Source organism: Dietzia maris, assembly GCF_036287335.1.
Classification (GTDB): domain Bacteria; phylum Actinomycetota; class Actinomycetes; order Mycobacteriales; family Mycobacteriaceae; genus Dietzia; species Dietzia cinnamea.
In genome coordinates this window covers 196,369-219,535 of the sequence record NZ_CP143053.1, presented here as the reverse complement: position 1 = coordinate 219,535, position 23,167 = coordinate 196,369, and the positions used below count along the sequence as shown (strand labels likewise).

Annotated in this window: 18 protein-coding genes; 8 read left to right on the top strand and 10 right to left on the bottom strand. The window is 67.4% G+C overall.

The features are described from left to right. Positions 1–26: 26 nt before the first annotated feature. Positions 27–1,835, bottom strand: a complete 1,809-nt coding sequence (locus VYL96_RS00990; RefSeq protein ID WP_243699688.1) for an HNH endonuclease signature motif containing protein — start codon at positions 1,833–1,835, stop codon at positions 27–29. Positions 1,836–2,211: 376 nt separating this feature from the next. On the opposite strand from VYL96_RS00990, the gene VYL96_RS00985 reads away from it, so the two are divergent. Then, positions 2,212–2,370 (top strand): hypothetical protein, encoded by a 159-nt coding sequence (locus VYL96_RS00985; RefSeq protein WP_165001078.1) that lies wholly within the window; start codon positions 2,212–2,214, stop codon positions 2,368–2,370. Positions 2,371–2,465: 95 nt separating this feature from the next. Here VYL96_RS00985 and VYL96_RS00980 read toward each other — a convergent pair whose 3' ends face one another. Together VYL96_RS00980 and VYL96_RS00975 are read right to left on the bottom strand one after the other, a co-directional pair. Beyond that, on the bottom strand, positions 2,466–3,422 hold the full coding sequence (locus VYL96_RS00980) for a patatin-like phospholipase family protein (protein WP_243699689.1): 957 nt from the start codon (positions 3,420–3,422) through the stop codon (positions 2,466–2,468). A gap of 103 nt (positions 3,423–3,525) precedes the next feature. After that, entirely contained in the window at positions 3,526–4,668 is a 1,143-nt protein-coding gene (locus VYL96_RS00975; protein ID WP_329438422.1) for an IS630 family transposase, read from the bottom strand. 85 nt (positions 4,669–4,753) lie between these two features. Here VYL96_RS00975 and VYL96_RS00970 point away from each other — a divergent pair, with 85 nt between their 5' ends. From VYL96_RS00970 to add, 4 genes are all read left to right on the top strand, one after another. Beyond that, entirely contained in the window at positions 4,754–5,131 is a 378-nt protein-coding gene (locus VYL96_RS00970) for a hypothetical protein (protein WP_329437518.1), read from the top strand. 122 nt (positions 5,132–5,253) lie between these two features. Further along, positions 5,254–6,639 carry an IS1380 family transposase gene (locus VYL96_RS00965; RefSeq protein ID WP_131886714.1) on the top strand — a complete coding sequence of 462 codons (1,386 nt, stop codon included), beginning with the start codon at positions 5,254–5,256 and terminating at the stop codon, positions 6,637–6,639. A gap of 172 nt (positions 6,640–6,811) precedes the next feature. Beyond that, positions 6,812–8,281, top strand: coding sequence for an alanine/glycine:cation symporter family protein (locus VYL96_RS00960; RefSeq protein ID WP_061230145.1), 1,470 nt, complete (start codon positions 6,812–6,814; stop codon positions 8,279–8,281). Further along, positions 8,278–9,324, top strand: coding sequence for an adenosine deaminase (gene add, locus VYL96_RS00955; protein WP_082767890.1), 1,047 nt, complete (start codon positions 8,278–8,280; stop codon positions 9,322–9,324). Before VYL96_RS00960 ends, add begins: the two co-directional genes overlap by 4 nt. Before the next feature lie 20 nt (positions 9,325–9,344). Here add and VYL96_RS00950 read toward each other — a convergent pair whose 3' ends face one another. From VYL96_RS00950 to VYL96_RS00925, 6 genes are all read right to left on the bottom strand, one after another. Then, complete coding sequence (locus VYL96_RS00950) at positions 9,345–9,746, bottom strand: DoxX family protein (RefSeq protein ID WP_174521566.1); 402 nt, start codon at positions 9,744–9,746, stop codon at positions 9,345–9,347. Positions 9,747–10,065: 319 nt separating this feature from the next. Beyond that, entirely contained in the window at positions 10,066–13,278 is a 3,213-nt protein-coding gene (locus VYL96_RS00945) for a type I restriction endonuclease subunit R (protein ID WP_061228583.1), read from the bottom strand. Between the two features lie 416 nt (positions 13,279–13,694). Continuing rightward, positions 13,695–15,344, bottom strand: a complete 1,650-nt coding sequence (locus VYL96_RS00940; protein WP_131886602.1) for an RNA-binding domain-containing protein — start codon at positions 15,342–15,344, stop codon at positions 13,695–13,697. A gap of 43 nt (positions 15,345–15,387) precedes the next feature. Next, positions 15,388–16,572: a restriction endonuclease subunit S gene (locus VYL96_RS00935; protein ID WP_243699821.1), complete on the bottom strand. Its 1,185-nt coding sequence runs from the start codon at positions 16,570–16,572 to the stop codon at positions 15,388–15,390. Between the two features lie 5 nt (positions 16,573–16,577). Beyond that, entirely contained in the window at positions 16,578–18,185 is a 1,608-nt protein-coding gene (locus tag VYL96_RS00930; protein ID WP_061228585.1) for a class I SAM-dependent DNA methyltransferase, read from the bottom strand. After that, a complete protein-coding gene (locus VYL96_RS00925; protein ID WP_259876580.1) occupies positions 18,185–20,143 on the bottom strand; it encodes a DNA-binding protein in 1,959 nt (652 codons plus the stop codon). The genes VYL96_RS00930 and VYL96_RS00925 overlap by 1 nt, the downstream gene beginning before the upstream one ends. 195 nt (positions 20,144–20,338) lie before the next feature. Here VYL96_RS00925 and VYL96_RS00920 point away from each other — a divergent pair, with 195 nt between their 5' ends. From VYL96_RS00920 to VYL96_RS00910, 3 genes are all read left to right on the top strand, one after another. After that, positions 20,339–20,950: a hypothetical protein gene (locus VYL96_RS00920; protein ID WP_061228587.1), complete on the top strand. Its 612-nt coding sequence runs from the start codon at positions 20,339–20,341 to the stop codon at positions 20,948–20,950. A gap of 35 nt (positions 20,951–20,985) precedes the next feature. Then, positions 20,986–21,603: a hypothetical protein gene (locus VYL96_RS00915; protein WP_061228588.1), complete on the top strand. Its 618-nt coding sequence runs from the start codon at positions 20,986–20,988 to the stop codon at positions 21,601–21,603. 263 nt (positions 21,604–21,866) lie between these two features. Next, positions 21,867–22,925: an NAD(P)-dependent alcohol dehydrogenase gene (locus VYL96_RS00910; protein WP_061917120.1), complete on the top strand. Its 1,059-nt coding sequence runs from the start codon at positions 21,867–21,869 to the stop codon at positions 22,923–22,925. A 9-nt stretch (positions 22,926–22,934) separates the two neighbouring features. Here VYL96_RS00910 and VYL96_RS00905 read toward each other — a convergent pair whose 3' ends face one another. Next, positions 22,935–23,162, bottom strand: coding sequence for a hypothetical protein (locus tag VYL96_RS00905; RefSeq protein WP_061917117.1), 228 nt, complete (start codon positions 23,160–23,162; stop codon positions 22,935–22,937). Positions 23,163–23,167: the final 5 nt, after the last annotated feature.

Below are 23,167 nucleotides of genomic sequence, written 5' to 3'. Positions count from 1 at the left end.
GCCTGCGCCGCCCGAGAAGATCGCTCTCAGAACGGTGGTGGTGGTTGGAGGAGTTCGTCGAGGTGTTCGTGCAGGGCGTGGAGGATGGCTGTTTCCAGGGTACTGTCGGTGGGTTGGTTGCGTTCCCACCAGCGGCTGGCCTCGGCGGGGGTCATGCGCTCACGCGCGGCCGGGGCCGGGGCCGGGGCCGGGGCGGGCGTGCTGTCGGCGGTCTCGGCGGGCGTGTCCGTGGTGTCGGGTGGCGGCGAGGTAGCGGCGTCGGTGGCGTTGCGGGCGGCGGTGCGGGCGCGTTCGCGGGCCAGGCGTTGGGCGCGGCGGGCGAAGTAGGTCGCCTCGTCCAGGACCCCGGCCCCGTAGACGGGGCTGGGGTTGCGGCGTTGCTGACGCGCCCAGGCATCGGCCTCGTCGCGTTGTTGTTCGCGTCGGTACTGGGCCAGCGGCCCGTCGGGGCGGGTGAGCATGACGGTGCCGTCGGGGGCGGTCACGATCAGCGTGCCGTCGGGCTGGAGCTTGTAGGTCCAGTCGCAGAACGTTTTGAACCGGTGATGGCGCCGGCACTGACTGACCAGATTCGCCTCCACCGTCAGGCCGCCGGCGACGGGGTCGGCGTGATTGAACGGCACCACATGATCCAGGTCGCAGTCATCGGCCGGGATCGCGCACCCGGGGTGGCGGCAGGTGCCGTCGCGGAGCCGGACCCGCCGCGCCAACTCGGCACTCGGCCGGTATCTCAGGGCCGCGTTCGCCTCGTCGGCGGCGCCGATGCGGGGGTCGACCTGCTCGAAGGAGGCGCCATCGGAGGTGGCGAGCATCTCCATCAGGGTCTGCAGGGCCGCTTCGCCGGTGCGGGTGAACTCCACCCGCGCGCCGTGTTCGTCGCGGCCGTTATCGCCGGTGGCGATAACGGTGACCTTCGGCCGCAACACCGGCGCCTGACCCTGCTCCCGGCCACCGTTGCCGCTGGCGCCGGTGGAGGCGCTCGAGCCGCCGTCCGCGCCGCTGGCGTCGTCGGTGGTGGTGTCGGTGTGGGTGGGGGTGTCGCCGCAGATCAGGGACATCAGTGCGTCGGCGCGACGTTCGGCCGCGGAGTACTGCGGCTCCGGCTCGCCCGGGGCATCCGGGTCGGCCGCGGCGGCTGCGCCAGTGTCGGCGGCCTGGTGTTCGGCGACCCGCTGGTCGAGGGCCTCGGCCAGGACGGCGGCTTCCTCGGTGGCCAGCAGGGCGGAGACGGTGGACATGCCGTCGACGCCTTTGTTGAATCGCACGCCGCGGGTGCGGCTGGCGTCATCTTTGCGTAGGCGGATGGCGTCGGGGTCGTGGCGGCCGATGACGGCGTCGATGTCATCGCGCAGGGCCTTGTCGCCCAGGCGGATACCGGCGGCGACACCGTTGAGGTAGTCCTCGACAACCTGGCGTTGGACCCGCTCGAGGACATCCCCGCGGACGGTGGCCATCTGCCGGGCCAGCAGTTCGGCGACGCGCTGCTCCATCAGGCCGGCGGCCATGGCTTCCAGGATCGCCGGGTAGCGGGTGTGTAGTTCCCAGGAGAAGGACAGCATCTTCTCCGCGCGCCTGGCCGAGATGGACATCGCCGCCACCACATACCCGGCCGCGGCGACGAGCCCGTCCACAACAGCGTGGCCGGGACGGGCCTCGTGACTGCCGTCGATACCGTGCCCGTACTCACGCCAACACTCCTGCAGCAGCGCGTAACAAGCGACCAGACGCTGCGCGGCCGCGCGGTTCTCGGCGGCCCAGCCTTCGCGCGCCGCCGTCGTCAGGCCTGCCAACGCGGCAGCGGGGTTACCGGTCGTGCGACCGGGATCGCCGTCCATGCCCCACCCCCGTGGTCCGCCGTGCGGCCGCGCCGCGACCTGTCTCGAATACGTGTTCTAGTCTACGCATGCGTGTTCGACACCACAAGGGCTTCGTCCGAATTGCCGGGAACTGCGTCGCGTAGCGCGATCGATCCGAGAAGTCCCCTGTCGCTCATTCGCGGAGTACCCGGTCGCCGGAATTGAGCGAAAGTTACTTAGCGAGGCCATTTCTTCACGAACCGATCATTTAGCAGGTCGACAGTTCGCAAATTCCTTAGCTGGCGACCAAGCCGGGGAATATGTGACTTTCGCGGTGGCACGGCACTCAGGGCGGTCGTAACTTCTGGTGGTGTAGCCCACAGACAGTGGGCACGTCACGTCGAAAGGGCACGACATGGGCGAGATTTCTGACTTCTGGTTCGACCTCTCCGAAGGGTCCGCTGACCTCCTCCCCGCGGGTGGCGTCGGCTCGGCCGCAATCGACGGCCTGCTCCGCCTTCCCTCGTACATCCTCTTCACGCTCGGTGGCGGCGCGGAGATCTTCGGCTCCTGAGTCACACCCCTTCCCGCTTCGCCGCGATCGTGCCCTGAACACGACCGCGGCGTCGCGCATTTCCGGGCCTCTCCGGAGCGGCGGGACAGGTCTTCTCAGAGTCCGCAGAACTCCAGCCAGCTGTCGACCTCACGGCGGGCCTGCTCGCGTCCCGAGACGTACGCCTCCGCGAGCCGGTCGACCCGGCGCTCGTAGCTCCTGATCGTCACCCGCTCCGGTCGGAAGACCAGCGCGTCGCCCGACTTCTCCAGCTCCTCGATCTCGTCGAGCGTCTCGTTGTACAGCGCCCAGCGATGCAGCAGCGCCTCCCCCACCGCCGGGAAGCGGCGGAAATACGAGCGATAGAACGGCGTCAGTCGACGGGGCGGGATCTTCCGGTACCCCTCCGGCTGAGTGAGCACGATGAGGAACTTCTCGAACCCCGCCTCGCGCGCCGCCGACAACGGGATCCCACCGTCATGGCCCAGAGCCCCGTCGACGTAGTACTCGCCGTCGATGAGCACCGGCGGCATCCACACCGGCATGGTCGACGACGACCGCACCATCCGCATCAGGTCGGCCATCGACTCGACGTCGTCCTCGGTCCAGAAGACCGTCTCGCCATCCGAGCACCGGAATGTCCCGATCCGCGCAGCGGTACCACTCGCCTCGAACGTCTCGAAGTCATACGGCAGCACCTGATCCGGCAGGCCGGCCTGCTCGTAGATGTACTCCGCGTTGAACAACCCCTTGCCACGCGCGAAGCTGCGCCAGTCCCCGAAGTTCGGGTCCGCGGCCATCTCCACGAAACTCTTCCGGGCGCGCACCGCGTCACGGGAGACGTAGTTGGCCAGATGAGACGACCCCGCCGAGATCCCGGCGGCAAGACCGGTGTGGATCCCTGCCTCGATCAGGGTCTCGACCACGCCCGCCGTGTGGACCGCTCGCATACCCCCGCCCTCGAAGAGCAGGGCGACATCCGGGGCGGTCGGCTCCAGCGTCTCCGGTCGCGCCCCGGTCGGTTTCCCACCCCGCCCGCCGGCGCGCGTCTGTCTCGGTCCCGCATCAGTCACTCCCCCAGAGTAGGAGGTCCGGGTACGGGGGTCCGGCGGTGGAGGTTCAGTGGCGCAGCCGCCTCCCCGTTACTAGTGGGCATCTCCGTTAGTTCGTCGGGGGTCATGCTGCGCGGAGGGTGCCGTCGTTGTTGAGGCGGTCGAGGTGGCGGTTGAGGTCGTCGCGGGTGTACTTCCAGCCGAACGGTTCGGCGCTTCGGTTGTAGCGATCCTGGAACGCGAGGATGCGTGCGGCGAGATCGTCGAGGTCTGCGAAGTCGCCGGTGGCGATGGCTTTGCGCTGCAGGATCGAGAAGTAGATTTCGACCTGGTTGAGCCACGAGGCGTGCACCGGAAGGTGCACCAGGACCGCGTTGGGAAACGCATGACGCATCCGGTCTTTCGAGGCCTGACCTGCGTGGGATGAGCCGTTGTCGACGACCCAGAACACTCGCTTCGCGGATGCGTATGGCTCTTGGGTCATCACCTGCTCGACCAGTTCGGTGAACGGGGCGATCCCTGTCTTGGGTGCGGTCATCCCCATCACGCGGGCCTGGTGGACGTCGTAGGCGGCGAAGTAGGCCAACGTCCCACCGCGGCGGTACTCGAACTCCACGCGCCGCGGCTGACCGGGCCCGGAGGGAGTCTCGGCGTGACGGCGTTTGAGGGCTTGGAGCTGTGATTTTTCGTCCGCACTGATGACGTACTCATCGTCGCCGAGAGCAACGCCGTTCCATCGGCGGTGGTACAGGTCCAGCACCCGGGCGGCCTTGGCGGCGAAGTCCGGGTCGCGGGGGAAGATCCACGATCGGTGCTGCCACGGCTTGATCGCATCTGCGGCCAGCCAGCGCCCGATCGTCGACGGCGCCACGGGGCGCACCAGCCCTGTGGCCACGGCGTGGGCTCTCAACTCGGCGGCCGACCATCGGGTCAGCGGCAGACCGTGGTCAGCCGGACGCGTACACGCCAGCGCTTTGACCTGGGCGACCTCGACGGGGGTGAACACTCGCGGTCGTCCCGAGCGGGGCCGATCTTTGAGCCCCTCAAGGCGCTCGAGACAGAAGCGATGCCGCCACTGGCGCACCGTGTCCTGACATACCCCGACCTCACGAGCGATCGCAGCGTTGGCGTCACCGTCGGCGGCGGCGAGGACGATCCGGGCTCGCAGTACGTCACGGTGAGCACAGCGGGCAGCGTGCGCGCGGCGGGTCAACGCGTCGCGTTCCTTGGCGGTGAGGACGACGATATCGGCGCTGGTGGGAGGCATATCCATTTCTGACCCATCCAGCGGCGCCCGCCGAGCCGCCACGCCGGAACACCCCGAAAGCCGAGGGCGAAAACTGGTGGAGGCGATGATGGAGATCATGGCCAAGATCCCCGAGTCGACCCAGACCTCATTGCGACAGAAGTTGCTGGCCCGCGCTGCCGAACGGTGGCCCCAGATCCAGGCCCTGCACACCCGTTACCGGGCCGGATTCGCCTACATCGATGCCACCTTGACCGACGGGGACGAAGTCAAGCTCTGCCGGCTGCGCTACGCCGGGTCAGCCAGCCAGTGGGGTTTTGCGATCTACCGCGCCAGCCACGACGACTACCAGCAAGCCGCCCTGCCAAACGGATGGCCCTCAGGCACTCCCGCAGAAGCCCTCGACACCGCCTGCGGCCTCTATCTCGGCGACCCCACCGCCTGGCTCACCGACCCCCGACGAACTAACGGAGATGCCCACTAGCCTCGGTCTTTCACGGGGGCCGTGAGGTCTGGTCTTGGAAATGACGTGGGAAGTGCTCCGGAGCTGGGATGATGTGACTTATCTAAGGTCCACATCGGTTCAGTTCGAGGAGCACTTCCCAGATGAAGTCTAGCGGGTCGTTTCGGCGGTTGAAGGTCAGTGCGGACGGGTCGGGTGTTGTCTCGCACGCAGGGTTGGGGATGCTGCGGGAGCTCGCCGAGCGCACGGGCCTGGTCACCGCGCTCGAGGACGCTCTGGCGGACACCTACCGCGGGGCGTGGGTCCACTCCCCGGGCCAGGTGCTGACCGATCTGGCCGTCGCGGTCGCCGATGGCGCGGATGCGATCACCGGGATCGGGGTCCTCGGTGATCGCGAGGACGTATTTGGGTCGGTGGCCTCGATGCCCACCGCCTGGCGGGCGCTGGACCGCATCGACACTGACCACCTTCCGGCGGTGCGCGCCGCACGGGCCGCAGCCCGGCAAGCGGCGTGGGCCGCAGGTGCCGGCCCTGACCTGAGTCAGGAATTGTGCATCGATCTGGATGCCACGATCACGGTGGCTCATTCGGAGAAAGAGAACGCGGCCGCGACCTGGAAACGCACCTTCGGGTTCCACCCGTTGCTGGCGTTTTTGGATCGGCCCGACATCGCCGGTGGTGAAGCCCTCGGCGGGCTGCTCCGACCTGGCAATGCTGGTTCGAACACCGCTGCCGACCACATTCAGGTCCTGGACATGGCGCTGGCTTCGCTACCGGCGCATGCGCGTCCCACCCCGGGCGATCCCGGCGGCCCACGGGTACTGGCTCGTTCGGATTCAGCCGGCGCGACCCGAGCGTTTGCTGCCGCTTGCCGCGAGCGTGGGGTCGGGTTCTCCTTCGGGTTCCCGGTGGACTTTCGTATCAAGAACTTCGTCGATGGCATCCCCGACGGGTGTTGGTACCCGGCCATCGACACCGATGGCAACATCCGCGACGGTGCCTGGGTCACCGAGGCCACCGCCAACATCGACCTGTCAGCCTGGCCGGACGGGGCACGGCTGATCCTGCGCAAAGAGCGGCCGCACCCCGGGGCGCAGCTGACGTTCACCGATTCAGACGGCATGCGGATCACCGCGTTCCTCACCGACACCCCACCCGGAGTGATCGGCGGCAATATCGCCGGCTTGGAGCTACGTCACCGCCAGCACGCCCGGGTGGAGGACCGTATCCGGCAGGCCAAGGCCACCGGGCTTCGCAACCTGCCCTGCCGAGGGTTCACCGAGAACGCCGCCTGGCTCGAGGTCGTCATGATGGCCACCGACCTGATCGCCTGGACCAAACTCATCGCCTTCCAGGGCGACCCGGCGCTGGCTCGCTGCGAGATCGGGGCGTTCCGCTACCGCGTGCTCCACGTGGCCGCCCGCATCACCCGCAGTGCCCGACAGACCTGCCTGCGCATCGATAAGACCTGGCGTTGGGCGAGCGCCATCGCCGCAGGCTGGCACCGAATACGCACCGCATTCGGTTGACCACCGAACCTCTGCCCCGACGAGCCGAAGGACCCCCGGAACCCGCTGCCCCGGCGCGACAGCCGGGCCCCAACCATGCCCCGACATCGAAATCAGCCCGAAACGGCTCCGGCCACGCTTCAGCGGCGTGATGCAGCCGGCCCGTGAAAGACCGAGGCTAGTGTCACCACCCGTGACCCAACTCACCGAGCTCGTCGCGGGCATCAACGACGTCTACTGGTACGGCGTCATCGCACTCCTGGTGATCGCCGGGCTGTACTTCTCAGTGACCACGTTGATCGTCCAGATCCGGCTCTTCCCGGAGATGCTCCGGACCATCACCGAGAAACCCTCCGACATCGAACCGGACAAGAAGGGCATCTCCGCCTTCCGCGCCTTCACCATCTCGGCGGCATCCCGGGTCGGCACCGGCAACGTCGCGGGCGTGGCCATCGCCATCACCGTCGGCGGGCCCGGGGCGGTTTTCTGGATGTGGCTCCTCGCCATCATCGGTGGCGCGACGGCCTTCATCGAGTCGACGCTCGCGCAGCTGTACAAGGTCAAGGGCAGGGACTCGTACGTCGGCGGACCGGCGTACTACATCCGCGACGGGCTGGGCTGGAAGCCGGTGGCCGTGGCGTTCGCGGTGATCATCACCGTCACCTACGGCTTCGTGTTCAACGCCGTCCAGGCCAACTCGATCTCCGAATCCGTCCGCAACCAGTTCGACCTCCAGGGCACCGGAGCCGGAATCGCCATCGGCCTGGGGCTGGCGCTCGTGACGGGCCTCGTCATCTTCGGTGGCGTACGCCGCCTGTCCGCTGTCACCGAGATCCTGGTCCCGGTCATGGCCGCGGCCTACGTCGTCGTCGCCCTCATCGTCGTCGCCATCAACATAACCGAGGTCCCCGACATGATCGGCCTCATCGTCGGCCACGCCCTCGGGTTCCGCGAGATCGCCGGCGCCACCATCGGCGCGGCGATCATGCAGGGCATGCGCCGCGGCCTCTTCTCCAACGAGGCCGGCATGGGTTCCGTCCCCAACGCCGCGGCGACCGCCTCGGTCTCCCACCCCGTCAAGCAGGGCCTCGTCCAGTCGCTCGGCGTGTACTTCGACACCCTCGTCGTCTGCTCGGCCACGGCGTTCATCATTCTGCTAGCGGACCCCGAGTTCGGCGGAGACAGAGAGGGCATCACGCTCACGCAGGACTCGCTCGCGTCGCAGGTCGGCGAGTGGGGCGTGCCGTTCCTCATGGTGGTCATCTTCTTCCTCGCCTTCTCCTCGATCCTCGGCAACTCGTACTACGGCGAGGCCAACATCAACTTCCTGCGCGACAGCCCGCGGTCGATCAACGTCTTCCGCGCGCTGGTCCTGCTCGCGGTGTTCGGCGGCGCGCTCGGCTCGGTGGACCTGGTGTGGGGCCTTGCCGACCTGTTCATGGGCTTCATGGCCACCATCAACCTCATCGCGATCCTGCCGCTCGGCGGACTCGCCGTGGCGCTGCTGCGGCACTACCTGCAGCAGAAGACGAAGGGACACAACCCGGTGTTCCACCGCGACGACCTGCCACGGGCCCGAAACGTCACCGCCTGGGACGGCTCCGACCCGATGACGCACCAGCACATCGCCGACGATGCCCGCGAGGTCAAGGCCGACGAATGACCGAAACCGCACGCCGCGCCGACACCGCCCACCGCGCCGATGCCAATCGCCGGAGCCTGACCGCGCTGCCGAAGGCGCACCTGCACGTCCACCTCGAGGCGGCCATGCGGGAGGCGACGCTGCGGCAGTGGTGCGCGGAGGACGGCCTCGAGGTGCCGCCGCTCGTCGACTACCCGGACTTCACGCGGTTCCTCGACGCGTACGGCCTGCTCATCGACCTCCTGCACACGCCGGAGCGAGTCGAGCAGCTCCTGGACGAGGTGATCGCCGACGCCGCCGCGCAGGGGGTGGTGGCGCTCGAGTTCGCGTCGATCCCCGAGAAGGCGGTGGCGTTCGGCTCCGCCGAGGAGGCGCTCGAGTTCCAGCTGCCGGTCATGGCCGAGGCGTCACGCAGGCACGGGGTGTGGGCCGGCGCGATCGTGAGCATCGACCGCGGCGCGGGGCCCGAGCACGCGCTCGAGGCGGCACGGCTGGCCGCGCGGTTCGCCGACCGCGGCGTCGTGGCGGTGGGTCTGGTCGCCGACGAGCGTGACAGTCCCGTGGCCGCCGCGGCGGAAGCGTTCGCGATCGCCCGCGACGCCGGACTCGGGGTGGTGCCCCACGCGGGCGAACTGGGCGGGCCGGAGGAGGTCCGCTCCGCCGTCGAACTGGGGGCGGACCGCATCCAGCACGGGGTGCGCGCCGTGGAGGATCCGGGCGTGCTCGAGCTGCTCGCCGAGCGGGGGACGTGCCTCGACGTGTGCCCCACCTCCAACGTCGTGCTGGGCGTGAGTCCCTCGCTCGAGAGCCATCCCCTGCCCGCGCTCCTGGCCGCCGGCGTGCGGTGCTCGATCGGCGCCGACGACCCCCTGCTGTTCGGCGCGGACGTGGTCGACGAGTACGTGTCCGCACACGAGCGGATGGGCGTGCCCGAGGCGCAGCTCGTGGAGGTGGCGCGTACGTCGATCGAGTCGTCGTTCGCGCCGGCGGACGTCAAGCGGGACGCCCTCGCGCGCCTCGGTGCGTGGGAGGACCGGGCCGCCTGGCAGGACGGCGGCGCGTAAGGCGCGTCAGGCGCCCCAGGTCAGGCGCCTCGGCGGATGCGGTCGGCGGCGACGATCATCGGCACCTGCAGCGGCAGTCGGCCCCACGCGATCACCTGGTACGGCCAGACCGGCTTGCGGCGCCACGCGCGGACCATCTGCAGGTTGCCGGGGAACACGCCGAGGAACAGCGCGGTGGCGGCAGCACCACCCAGCCTCCGTGTGCGGGGCGCGGCCAACAGCCCGGCGACCGCGAGCTCCGCGACGCCCGACCCATAGGTCCACGCGCGGCGGCTGCCGGGCAGCTCGGGCGGGATGAGACCGTCGAACGGCCGGGGATTGACGAAGTGCAGGACCCCCATCGCCCCGAGGGCGGCGGGCATTGCCCAGTAGCGGGCGGTGCGGGGACGGGCGTTGCGGGGGCGGGCGGTCTCGGAGCTCATCAGCCGAGACTACGGGCGCGGCGGCCCCCTCACCGGATCCCCGGCAGGACGCGCTCGCCGATGAGCCGTACGGGGGCGACGACGACGAGGCCAGGCCGGTGCCCGGGCGCGAGGCATTCTGCCCGGCAGAGCGCGATAAGCCCGGGATCATCGAGCTGCGGCTGGAAGTGCGTGCCCAGTCTCGCGGTCCGCCGGGCGGCTGCGCCCCGCATCGAGGAAGACCAGCGGGTGGGGTTGCGAGAACGGCCTCGGGGTGGGCGGGGGTCCGCGGGAATCGCGAGCTCCGTGGAGCCGTAGGCGTCCCACACCCGGCCTGAGCTCACCTCCCGTCTTCCTCCTTTGACTCCTCTGCGTACCTGGGGGCCAGTGCCTCCATCTGCTGCATCACCAGCTGGATGGCCTCTGGCTGCTTGTCCGGTGGGTACTTGTACTTGCGTAGTGTGCGCTTGACCGAGGCGCGAAGCTTGGCCTTGACGTCCTCGCGGACCGTCCAGTCGGTGCGGATGTCGCGGCGCATGGTGGCGACGATCGAGCGGGCGATCTCGGCCAGCACGTCGTCGCCGAGGACGTCGACCGCGGACCCATTCAACGCGACCACGTCGTAGAACGCGAGTTCATAGCTTTCCAGCGGCGGCTCGAAGCGCTGCCCGCGGTCGGCTTCCGCGCTGACCTCCTTGGCGAGCTCCACCAGCTCGGCGATCACCTCGGCAGCCGTGAGCTGCTGGTTGGTATAGCGCACCATGAGCTCGTTGACGCGTTCGGAGAACAGCTTTCGCCGCAGCTCGTTGCCGTGCGTGACCGTCGCGGCCTCCTCCAGCAACGTCGCCTTGAGCGCCTCGATCGCCAGGTGGGCCTTGGACGGCTTCTGCGCCTCTTCGACCCACTGCGGGGTGAGCGTGTCGAGCCGCGGGAGGGGCAGTCCGGCCTCGCGGTAGATGTCGACGACCCCTGTGCTCGCTGCGGAGTCGACGATCAGTTCGCCGAGAATGCGCTTGATCTCGTCCGGGACCAGTTCTCCGGCGCCGATCTTCTGCTGTGCGTCGAGCTTGAGCATCCAGACGCGGACCTCTTCGACGAACCGCACCTCTGGTCGGACCGTTTCGAGGGAGTCGTTGCCCGCCGCCAGCGCCCACGCCCGTGCGAGCTTGGATGACAGGTCGCGGAAGCGGTCGGCGAGAGGGCGCGCGTCCGGGTCGTCGTCGTCGCGGTTTCCCGGTGTGCCCGGCGACCGCAGGCGGGTCACCACGGTGAGCAGCGCATCACGCCAGCCGGTTTTGGCGTTGGCGTGCCACTGTGCCTTCCACTCGTCGCCGATGAGCTCACGCACGCCTGCGAGCAGGTCGAGCACGATATGCGCGGCCTCCTCGGAGGTGCGGCCGACGAGTCGGTCGCCGCCCTCCGGGGCCTCGCGGGTGAACTCCTCCAATGCCTTGGACAGGTTGTCAGTGAGCGGCGCGTAGCCCACGAGCAGCCCGTCCTGCTTCCCGCGGAAGGTGCGGTTGACGCGGGCGAGCGTCTGCATGAGCAGCGCGCCCTTGAGCGGCCGGTCCACGTAGAGCGTGTGCAGCGCCGGGGCGTCGAAGCCGGTGAGCATCATGTCTTTGACGATGATCAGCTCGAGCTCGTCGTCGGGGTTCTTCACCCGCTGCTTCACCGCGGCGATCGCACTCGGACGCCGGAGATGCCTGGTGACGTGCTCCTCGTCGCCCGGGTCGGCGGTGTAGACCACCTTGACCTTGCCGGTGTCGTCGGCGTCGGAGTGCCAGTCGGGGCGGAGGGCGACGATCTCCTGGTACAGGTTCGCGGCGATGGATCGGGTGGCGCAGACGATCATCGCCTTGCCCGGAACGCCGAGGAAGGGCCTCATGGCGTCGCGGCGGGTTTCCCAGTGGGTCACCAGGTCGGCGGCCAGGGTGCGGATCCGCTCGGGGGCGCCGTAGACGGTGTCGAGCTTGGCGACTGCGCGCTGGAGGCGTTCGGCGTCCGCGGCGTCGAGGCCGCTCAGTGCCTCCTCCGCAGCATCGTCGAGCGACTCGTCGTCCACGCCGGGAAGGCGGGCCAGGCTGATCAGTCGCGGTTCGTAGACCACGGGGACCGTGGCGCCGTCCTCCACCGCCCGGTGCAGGTCGTAGACGTCGATGTCGGCGCCGAAGACGCGGCGGGTGGCGCGTTCGCCCTCGGTGATGGGGGTCCCGGTGAAGGCGATGAGGGTCGCGTGCGGCAACGCACTCTTGAGGTGCGCGGCGTAGCCGTCCAGGTTGTCGTAGTGACTGCGGTGGGCCTCGTCCGCGATGACGACGATGTTGCGCCGGTCCGAGAGCAGCGGGTGTGTTGCTCCGGAGTCTCGCTCGGATTTGCTCAGGCCGAACTTCTGCAGGGTGGTGAAGTAGATGCCGCCGGAGCGGCGGTCGGCCAGTTGTGTCCGCAGATCGTCGCGGGTGCGGACCTGCACCGGCTGCTCGGGGAGCAGGTCGGAGATCTGGAAGCCGTCGAACAGTTGGGAGTCCAGCTCGGTGCGGTCGGTGATGACGATGACCGTGGGGTTGGCCAGTCGCGGGTGCCGCATGATCTTGGCGGTGTAGAGCTCCATCTCCATGGATTTGCCGGAGCCCTGGGTGTGCCACACGACGCCGGCCCGGCCGTCGGAGTCCACGGCGCGGACGGTGGCGCCGACGGCTTTGGTGACGGCGAAGTACTGGTGCGGTTTGGCGATGCGTTTGATCAGACCGGACTCGGTGGCGTCGAAGGCGGTGAAGTCGCGGTGGAGCTGGCCGAATCGTTCGACGTTGAACACGCCGTCGATGAGGAGGTCGAGTTCGGTGATGGGTTCCGCGGAGTCTTCGTGGGTGGTGAGGGGGGCGATGCGGCGGCCGTCGTCGTCGACGTTCCAGGGCGCGAAGTGGTTCCACGGGGTGAACGGCGTGCCGTAGCGGGCGGAGAGGTCGTCGGTGGCGACGACGACGACGGCGAAGCGGAACGCCATGGGGAATTCGTGAAGATAGGTGCGCAGCTGGTTGTACGCGAGTTCGGCGGTGGCGTTTTTGGCGCTTGGCTTCTTGAGTTCCACGATCGCGAGCGGCAGTCCGTTGACGTAGGCCACCACGTCGAATCGTCGTTCGTGTTCGCGGCTGCGGACGGTCACCTGGTCCACCGCGTGATACTTGTTGCGCGAGGCGTCGGCGGACAGGAAGCGGATGACCGGGGCGACCTCGCGGCCGTCGTCGTCGATGTAGGTCAGACCTTTGTAGCCGTCGAGCAGGATGTGGTGGAGCCGGTGGTTCTCGGTGACGGCGTCCTGCGACTTGGGAGTGGTCACCTCGGCCATGGCCTGCTGGAGATACTCCTCGGGCACGTCCGGGTTGAGGTTGATCAGCGACTGCAGGAGGGTGCCCCGCAGGACGATGTCATGCCACGAGTCGCGCTCCCCCGAGCCGGGCGCGAGGGATGGCCCGGAGCGGTGCTCCCATTCGCGCTCGGCGAGGGCGTCGAGGATGCCCTGCTCGGCTTGGGCCTCGGACCAGCCGTAAGTCATCGCGTCCTCTCCAGGTCAGAGGGGCGCGAAGCGTGATCGGACATGAAAAAACCTGCCCCCAGAGGGGGCAGGTGGCATGCCCCGAGGATAGCGTCGGCGCTGCAATCGAGCAATGTACGTCGGGTAGAGGTGCCCGTTGATGGGCCTTCGACGAGCCCATCACTGTAGGCGTCACTGCACAGTGACCTACAGTGACCTACAGTGACGAACAGTGACGGGGCGCGCCTCGCGACAGCTACTACGCCGCTACCGCCCGGCCTGTGTCCCTTCGATACGGACTGGCTTTCTCGGCTAGGCTCGTCGACCCGAGGACGACCTAAAGAAGGCGGCAAACCGCGCCGACCTGTTATTTCGACGCCCTGAGACGTACCTTTCTTACTTAGGTTCTTGGCTAGCTTCATTGGATCGGTCCTCACTTATGAAAGCTCCCAGCGCGGCCGGGTGCGGCTCCCTGCGTTGTGGATCTCGCCGGATTTCCTCAACTTTGTGAGCAGGTTGCCGATCTTGTTTCGCTTCTGCTCGTCAGTGAGCGCGTCACTGAGCTGGCTCATGAGCAACTCGTCGATGTCGGAGCGATTGGCCGAGCTGAATTTCTCCAGGTAGTCGCTGATCTGTTTGCAGTAGAACGCATCGTCCTGGCCTCGGGTTCCGATGTACGCAGCCTTCGTTCCCGTTACTCGCGCAATGGTCGGTGCGACACGAAGGTGAGGTTGTCGTCCCTCGATCAGTCCGGCCTTCCGGAGGCGGCGGGCTACTGATGCCGAGAGCGGCAGACCCTTCTGGACCCGGTCGAGAGCGAGCACATCCTCGAGCGGCAAATCCTCGCGAGCCATGAGCAGCTTGGTGTACGCCTCGTCGATGACCGCGCCATAGACAGTGAGCTTGACCTCGCCGGGGTCGGTGAGATCGTAGTCGGGAAGCGGGAGGAACCGCTTGCGTTGCTGACTGACCATACGGTGAATCCCGTTTCCCATGTGGTCAACGAGGTTGAGTTCAGTCATCGCGGTCACCAGGAGCGGGTTGCGGTACCGACGAGGCACTGTGTCGCTCAACATGTAGTCATCAGGGGTGCGGTCGACAAAGTCACCGACGCTGAGGAACTCGACCCGGTCCGGACGTTCGACGAGGACGATTCGTGAGTGCTGGCGGTAGTCCTGGTGCGCGATGCAGTTGTACAGAGCCTCGTGAAGACTTCCCTCGTCGTACTTCGAGATCTCGCGGTAGACGGCTCTGTTCGGGTCATTGAACCGGATCTGGACATTGCGGACACGACTGATCAGATCGTCAGCGGAAAGTAGAAATGGCGTGCTGAAGTGCTCGAACGCCTGTTGTTCACCGGTCAATTTCCAAGTGATCTCGGCCATGTGCGGGCTGATCAGGTGCGCCGAGGTGAACTTGCCGAGCAGTAAGATCGCAGCGCGAGTGACTTTGCCCCCAAGCGTCAACCGAACCTTCTCCAAGAAGGTGGCGTCGTTCCAGCGCGCCACTTCGTCGGCCAGTCGCGGATATCTTTCAGTGAACCCCTTTCGCGCCTGAGCAACGGCTTCGGGATCCAGGTCCTCGAGTGTTGCGTGAGGGATGATCGTGGCCGTCCAGTCGCTACCGATGGTCTGGTTGCGTATCTGGTCCAGTTTGTCCATGCCGAGGGGAACGAGGCTTTCCCCGGCCCGCGCCCAACATTGCCCTTTCCATGCGATCGGCAGGCCTCGGGGCGCTGGTGGGATCTCGAAGAGCACCACGCGGCCGGCCTCGTGGTCGAGAACGTGAATGTTGCGAAACGACACTCGGGGGTCGGTGTTCTGGTTGATCTCCAGCTTGAGCGCGTTCAGGCGGTTTGCCGAGTGGCCATAGGAACTGCCCACGATTACCCGGAGTTTGTCGTCAACTCCGAATATCAACCAGCCCGCTTCGTCACCGCGCAGGTTCGCCTCGTTGGCCAGTGCCGAAAAATATTTCCCAATTTCGCTCATGCTGAAACCTTCACGGCCACGTTTGAACTCGACCACCTCGCTCTCCCAATCGGCAATTAGCCGATCGAGGAGCGAGGAGAGCTCGTCGGTGTTCATAGGCGGATCATCTCATCTCCGCCAGGCGCAGGTCGGCCGCCACTCAGAGCACATCCTCGGCTGCTCGCTCGGCGTCCTTAACGCCAACCTTGCCGCTCATGAGGAGTGGGAGCAGTTCGTCGCGGGTGCGGGCTAGGGATACGTTCTCCTTGAGCCCGGTTACGACACGCTCCTCAAGCACCTCAAGTTCGCTCACAGCACGTCTTGTCGACCCATCGTAGAAGTTGGGCACCTCAACATCCGCAAGCGTCGAAGTCGTGATGGTGCTGAATACCGAACCGTGCGCTCTCGAAATCAGGCCGGCGACAGCACCCTCTAAAGCCAGCCTCAGAGCTGCACTCTTTCCCGCCTGGGGAATGAAAGCGTACGCAGACTGATTGCATGCGCAGTCAACACCTGCCACCGCAACTTCGCCCACAGTCCCACGGGCTGTCAAAAACACCGACCCCGCTGGAACCGGTCTGAGTCGCTCCGGCTGAGCAGCCTTGATCGTGATTGTCTCAGCCGTCGACAAAATGACCCCCAAATCGGCACCTGTCATATCGCGCACCGAGGCCCACGGAGTTCCGCCACCCCAAAGTTCCGGACTGGATCGAGCCGGGGTTCCACCCAACCTTGGTGGAGCTAACTCAATGAGCGGTATATGCGGCAGCGATCTCGAAGCTCTCGACCATATCGATCCCTGCAGACCACGCAGGGACACGCAGACCTTTCGGTTCGCGGCGATCTTGTCGTCCAGCGCGCCGAGGACCTCGCCGATCGCGCGCTGCGCCTCCAACTCCGGCAGGGAGTGGCAGAATTCATAGATTCGCCCCGGACTGGTATGCCTGACTGTGCTTCCAGTCGCGGTAGAGAGAATCTGCCTGTGAAACTCGCCGGTAAGAAAGAGTGCCTTTAGGTAGTTCTTATCTAGTGCCGACTCGTCAAGAATCTCGACCTTCCCAATTCGCTGATTGTGGAGAAAGATGCCATCGCTCGGCACAATAGCAGGTTTGCCTAGGGTGGCCCCCTCCTTACTGAGGTCGGTCATCGAGACAACCAGGTCACCCGGTTCTAAGATGAAGGCAGACGGAAACTCACCAGAGAATGACTTCACCCTGCGAACAAAACTGCCGCCTGGCTCGAAGTTCCCCGGGGTAATGAGCTGTGGCAGCTCGGCATCCGTGCCGAACCCAGAACCAGGAAAAGCCCACCCATGGTGAATCTTGATGACGTCGCCTAAGCGCACCGCTTTCACACCAGCCTCCCCAACTGCTCGCGAACAACGGCATCGAGCCGGGCCGACTCATCCAAGGCAGCGGTGAGCTCACCGGTGAGCCGCGCGATCTTCTCGTCGACCGGCTCGTCGTCCTCCTCCGCCTCGGGCACGCCCACGTAGCGGCCCGGGGTCAGCGCGTAGCCGGCGGCCTTGATCTCCTCGAGCGTGGCCGACTTACAGAAGCCGGGCACGTCCTCGTACTCGCCCTGAGCGGACGGGCGACCGCGCCAGGAGCGGAACGTCTCGGCGATGCGCTGCAAGTCCTCCTCGCTCAGCGTGCGCTCCACGCGGTCGATCATGTGGCCCAGCTCGCGGGCGTCGATGAACAGCACCTGCCCCCGGCGATCCACCGAACCACCCTTGCCGGCGGCCTTGTTCTTGGCGAAGAACCACACGCACACCGGGATGCCTGTCGCCCGGAACAGCTGCCCCGGCAGGGCCACGATGCACTGCACCACGTCACCCTCGACCATCGCTTTGCGGATGTCGCCCTCGCCGCTGGTCGAGGTGGTCATGGTCCCGTTGGCCATCACCACGCCGGCCTCGCCGTTCGGCGCCAGCTTGGACAGGATGTGCTGCATCCACGCGTAGTTGGCGTTGCGCTTGGGCGGCACCCCGTAGATCCACCGCGGATCGTCCTCGCGCCGCGCCCAGTCCTTGATGTTGAACGGCGGGTTGGCCATCACATAGTCGGCCTGCATATCCGGGTGGATGTCCCGGGCAAAGGTGTCGCCCCACCGTGAACCGAGCCCCTGCGAATCGATCCCGTGGATCGCCAGGTTCATCTTGGCCATCCGCCACGTGCGCTCGTTGAGCTCCTGCCCGTACACGGCGACGTTGGTCGGATCCTCCTTGTGCCCCTCGAGGAACTTCTCCGTCTGCACGAACATGCCGCCCGACCCACAACACGGGTCGTACACACGCCCCGAATGCGGTTCGAGGATCTCCACTAGCGTCCGCACCACCACGGGCGGGGTGTAGAACTCGCCGCCGCGCTTGCCCTCCGCCTTGGCGAACTTGTCCAGAAAGTACTCGTAGACCTCCCCGAGCAGATCCCGCGCCTTGGAGGCGCCACCGCCGGTGAAACGCGCCGCGTTGAACAGGTCCACTAGCTCACCCAGTCGGCGCTGCTCCACATTGTCCCGCCCGAACAACACCGGCAGCGTGCCCACCAACGACTCGTTGGCCTGCATCAACGCGCGCATCGCGGCGTCGATCAGCTCACCGATCGACTGCGCGTCGTTGGTCGACGACGCCGGGATGCCCTTGGCATGCCGCGAGAGGTACTCCCAGCGCGCCTCGGCGGGCACCCAGAACACGCCCGAGCCCAGGTACTCGTCGGCGTCCTCGAGCGTCTCCGCGAGGTAGGCCTCGTCCTCCCCGGCCAGCTCCTGGCGGATCGCGTCGCGGCGCTCTTCGAAGGCGTCCGAGACGTACTTGAGGAACACCAACCCCAGCACAACGTCCTTGTACTGCGACGCATCCATGGACCCGCGGAGCTTGTCCGCCGCCTTCCACAGCGTGTCCTTGAGTTCCTTAGGTGTCGATGCCTCCATGGGCATCGGAACCAGCACTTTCGCCATCAGGCGTTCTCCTCGTAGTTCTGATCTGAATAGTCGTGGTCTATGCGCAGCGTGCCCGCCGCGAGTCCGTCGGAAAGTTCTGTGGTGAGCGCGTCGAGCGCACTCAGTTCGGCCAGGAGCCGTGCCCGATGCTCGGCGGCCCGTGCCGCCACCGTGCGCCAAGGGCTACAAGCGTCGACGACGACGGTGCGCAGCCGCCACGAACGGCAATCCGATCCCCGCGCAGCCGAAATATCCCGAACCGCGAGCTCGGGAAGAATACGTCGCGATCCCTCGACCGGCTCCAGACAACGCAGCACCCGGGCCGGCGCCTGAACGGCATTGCCGCCGGCTGTGTCAATGATCGCGGCCGGCCCCCTCGTCGTCGTAAACACCACGTCGCCCGGCTCCGTGAGCCGGAAACGAGGCGCGCGTCGGACCAACTCCACCAGATCGACCGACCGTGACCCGATCGCGCACCGGCCGCGCACCTCGTCCGGGCCGATCACCCCAATGCCGCCCGAACCCGCCGCGAAGACCTCCGCGGGGATGCGCACGCCCGTGATCACCCGGGCCGGCCGGTGCTCGCCCGTGGTCGCCGCTCTCCACGGCAGGGAGTGATCTGCCGCGGACCCGGCCGCCACCACCTCGACCCCGTCGAGCACCCCGGACGCCGACGCGTCGCGCTTCTCCCACAGGCGGGCCAGCGCATCACCGCCGTCCTCCGCGACGTCGGTGGTGACCGGCAGAGCGAGCGCGGACCTGACCACCACCGCATCGGTGAGCCGGTGCTCGGCCCGCAGGAACGCGTGACTCCGCCGTGCGGCGCCTCCGCGGAGAGCCGCGACAGCGTCAGAGGCGAGTGCACGGTTCTCCCGCGCATCCAGCGCGTGGGCCGAGTGCTCCCCGAACGTCGTGAAACTCCGCGCACCGGCGGTGTCGCCGGACTCTCCCAGCACCCACATCGCCATCCGACGACGACCGCCGAACCGGCACAATCCCCGCGGCAGGCGAGCGACATAGCGCAGGGGCGCAACATAGTCGCCGCCTGTCCCCCTCAGGATCCGCCGCCGATGGTCCGTCCCCGGCAACTCGTCGACCAGCAGCGGGGCGGGAGCGAACACCACCGCGGCGCTGCCCGGCCCCAGGTCCAGCACCACGTTGTCGACCGAGTCGAAGAAGCCCTCAGTCCCGTCCCGGGGAATCGCCGCCCACTGCCCGACGAGAAGCGTGGCTGAACCGGCCGTCGCTGGTTCCAGGCGGGCGCCGAGTGCGGCGAGGTACCGCCAGAGCAGTCGGTCCACCGGCCCAGTCGGGCCATCCGGCGAAACGACTCGCGACCGATCCGACTCCGACGCCTTTTCCACCACGCTCGCAAGCAGACGCAGTCCGCCCGGACCCCACGGCACGAGTGCCCTGTCGGAATCGCCGGCCAGCGCCGCGACCACCTCGCACGCCAGTGCATCGCCCGTGCTGGTGAGCGATTCCGAGGCGAGCGGCGCGTCCTTGGCCTCCTGACGTTGCGCCAACCGTTTGAGCACCCGTGTCGCCGTGACGCCGGCTTCGGCGAGGTGATCGACGCACGCGACCAGGTCGGCATCACGCAGAGCCTTATCCGCCTGCGCCACGGACAAAACCGACTCGACTGCGTGCCCCACCGGAAGCATCGCGAGGTCGTCACTGCTCTGTTCAGCCAACGGCATACCAGACAGCGCATGGAGCAGGAGAAGCGCCGATGCGTCGTCGAGTTGCGAGGCCGCCCGGTCCATCAACGACGAGAACAGCGCCGCGTCCTCGTGCGCATCCGGATTGTTCCCCCTGCCGGTCACGCGCAGCCAGCTGCCGACCTCGTCTGCGGAGAACACCAGTCGTGCGGGGTCCACCGGCGCAGGGAAGGGGTGCTCCGATCCGGCTGACCGGGAGCGCCACACCGAGACGACCGGGCGCTTCACGCCGGCGAGCGCGGCGACCTGCTGCATGGTCAGAGTCTCCACGGGGCCACCTCCACTCGGTCCGTCTGATCTGCGATGCGGCCGACGCTACCTCCGAGTTGCACCGACTCATACCCGCCCGGCGATAAGGCCCCTTATCGCCATAGGTCTCAGCACTCCGCCGCCATGCAGGGGAAAAGTCTCCCCGGAAGTCAACCGCACTCGATCCCCCGGAGGTCACTCGTGAACAACGCCCTCACGGTCGACCACCTCGCCGCTTGGAGTCCCCTCGAATGGTGGCTTCACTACCTCGCCGCGATCGCCGTACCCGTCCTGGCCACCGCCCTCGTACTGGCCGCATGTGAAGCGTGCAGGGCGCTCGTCCGCCTGGGTCTGCCGAACCCGGTCGAAGCAGCAGTCGGTGTGGTCCTGATCTCCGGCGCCTTCGCGGTCGTGTTCCTTGGCCTGAACTGGCACATCGACTTGCTGTATGGATCGCTACGGCATATCTCGAGCGCGACCGGGGCTGTCGTCGCCGGCCTCGGCACCGCGCTCGTGTTGGCCGCAGCCTCCGTGATCCTGGCACTCAAGCTGGGAACAACCAGACGGCGCCAGCTCGCCGTGATCGCCCTCGCCGCCGCAGTACCCGCAGTCTTCACCCTCGTCCATGACGGCCTCTACCGGGATGCGACCGCATCCGTGCGCGACACGGCGAGTGTCGGTATGCCGTCACCCACACGAAGCGCCGCAGGAACCCAGCCGAACCGACCCACCGACGCCCCAACGAATGTCCTACCGCGCTCCCCTCCGGTGGACCAGCACGCACTCGCACCCGAAGGCCTCAGGGCCGCATGACCTTTCCCATCCTCACTTCACCAAGGAGACTTCCCATGTCCTCGACCTCCCTCCGTACGTACGGCACCGCCGCCGTGACCGCCGCACTCCTGGGCGCCGGCTCATTCCTCGCGCCGGCCATCGCCCAGGCGCAGTTGGTCGACCCCGTCGACCCCACCGATATCATCAAGATCGACTCGCCCGACCTGACCGTGAGCGTCAACGGCACCACGGCGAACTTCACCGTCACCGCGCCCGAGAACATGGCCTGCGTCGGACCTCTGGTGGTCGAGGGTGCGATCAGCGAGAAGGACATCGACCCCGAGACCTGGGACGAGACCTTCTTCGAGGACCTGTACAGCAATCCGGTCTGGCCCACGAAGGAATCCGACCTGCGCGTGGTGGTCAACGAGTCCAGTGACCTACTGGACGAAGAGGGCGCCTACGCCAGTCCCCACGAGGTCAGCGTGCCGGGCCTGAACGACGGGGACTACGTCGCCACGTCGATCTGCGTCACCGAAGACAGCATCGCGCCCCTCACTGCGACCGGTGAGATCTCGACTCTCGCGGACGTCCAGTACCCGGTCGAGATCCACTTCCGGAACTTCTCGGTCACCACTACCGGGAGCGTCAATCTGGGCAGCGTCGACGTGTTCGGCAGCCTCGGGAGCTGACCACCTGGACCGGGGGCGTCCGGCTCGTCGCTCAGCTGACGTAGCCGGTCACCCCGGCCCGCTGTGAATCGACTCATTGCCCTTCTGACATGGCGGTACGAACCCTTCGGGAGTCGTACGCGGCCTGGCCGGGAGGGCATTGTCGTGTACCCGCTCCGCTGCGGCCGCAGATGCCGTGGCGGCGGCGCACGCCGAACATTCTCTCACGCCGAACATTCTCTACTGTGGCGTGCACACCTGACCCGACCCGAGGGAGACCACACATGGACGTCGCCGCCGTCGCCGCCACCGCACCGGACGCACCCCTGGAGAAGACCACGATCCGACGTCGGGACACCGGCCCGGACGACGTGCTCATCGAGATCGAGTTCGCCGGCATCTGCCACTCCGACATCCACCACGTGCGCGGCGAGTGGGGGCAGACCACCTATCCCGTGGCACCCGGGCACGAGATCATCGGCATCGTCCGCGAGGTCGGTTCCGAGGTCACCCGGCACGCGGTGGGCGACCGCGTGGGCGTCGGCTGCCTGGTGGGGGCCTGCCACGAGTGCGCCGCGTGCGAGGCCGGCCAGGAGCAGGAGTGCGAGGTCGGAGCCACCGCGACCTACGGCTCCCCGCTGCCCGAGGGCGACCCGGAGGGCCCGGTCACCAACGGCGGCTACTCCACGCACATCGTGGTGGAGGAGCGCATGGTCGTCTCCGTCCCCGAGGGCCTCGACCCGGCCGCCGCCGCGCCGCTGCTGTGCGCCGGGATCACCATGTACTCGCCGCTCCGTCAGTGGAACGTCGGCCCCGGCACGAAGGTCGCGGTGATCGGCATGGGCGGGCTCGGGCACGTGGGCGTGCAGCTCGCCGTGGCCATGGGCGCCGAGGTCACCGTGTTGTCCCAGAGCACCTCCAAGCGCGACGACTCGCTGAAGTTCGGCGCCGTGGAGCACTACGCGACCGCCGGAGACGAGGGCAGGGAGAACCTGCGGGCGCTCCGAGGCAGCTTCGACGTCATCCTCAACACCGTCTCCGCCAACCTGCCCCTGGACCGGTACCTCGCCCTGCTCAAGCCTCGCGGCGCCATGGTGGAGATCGGCATCCCGAGTGAGCCGATGTCCCTGCGGGCGGGGTCGGTGACCGGCGGCCGCAAGATCCTCACCGGCTCGATGATCGGCGGTATCCCCGAGACGCAGGAGATGCTGGACTTCTGCGCCGAGCGCGGGATCACCGCCCAGATTGAACTCATCTCGGCCGATCAGATCAACGAGGCGTGGGACCGCGTCGTCAGCTCGGACGTCCGGTACCGGTTCGTGATCGACGCCAAGACGTTCTAGGCGAGACCGTCAGGTTTCACCGGTGAACCACATCCAGATAAATGTCGCCACGAATCCCACCGTCGAGAGGATGAGGACGGTCCGGCTGTAGTGATCCTCCCAGGCCATCTGGATGAACCGCCGCTTGAACTCTTCCCACCTGCCGTCCCAGAAACCGGGTTCCGGTTCCAGGGCGGGGTGTTCGTAGGGGTGCGGGTCGCGTTCCGACGGGTCGTCCCGTCTCTGCCCATACCTCATGGTCG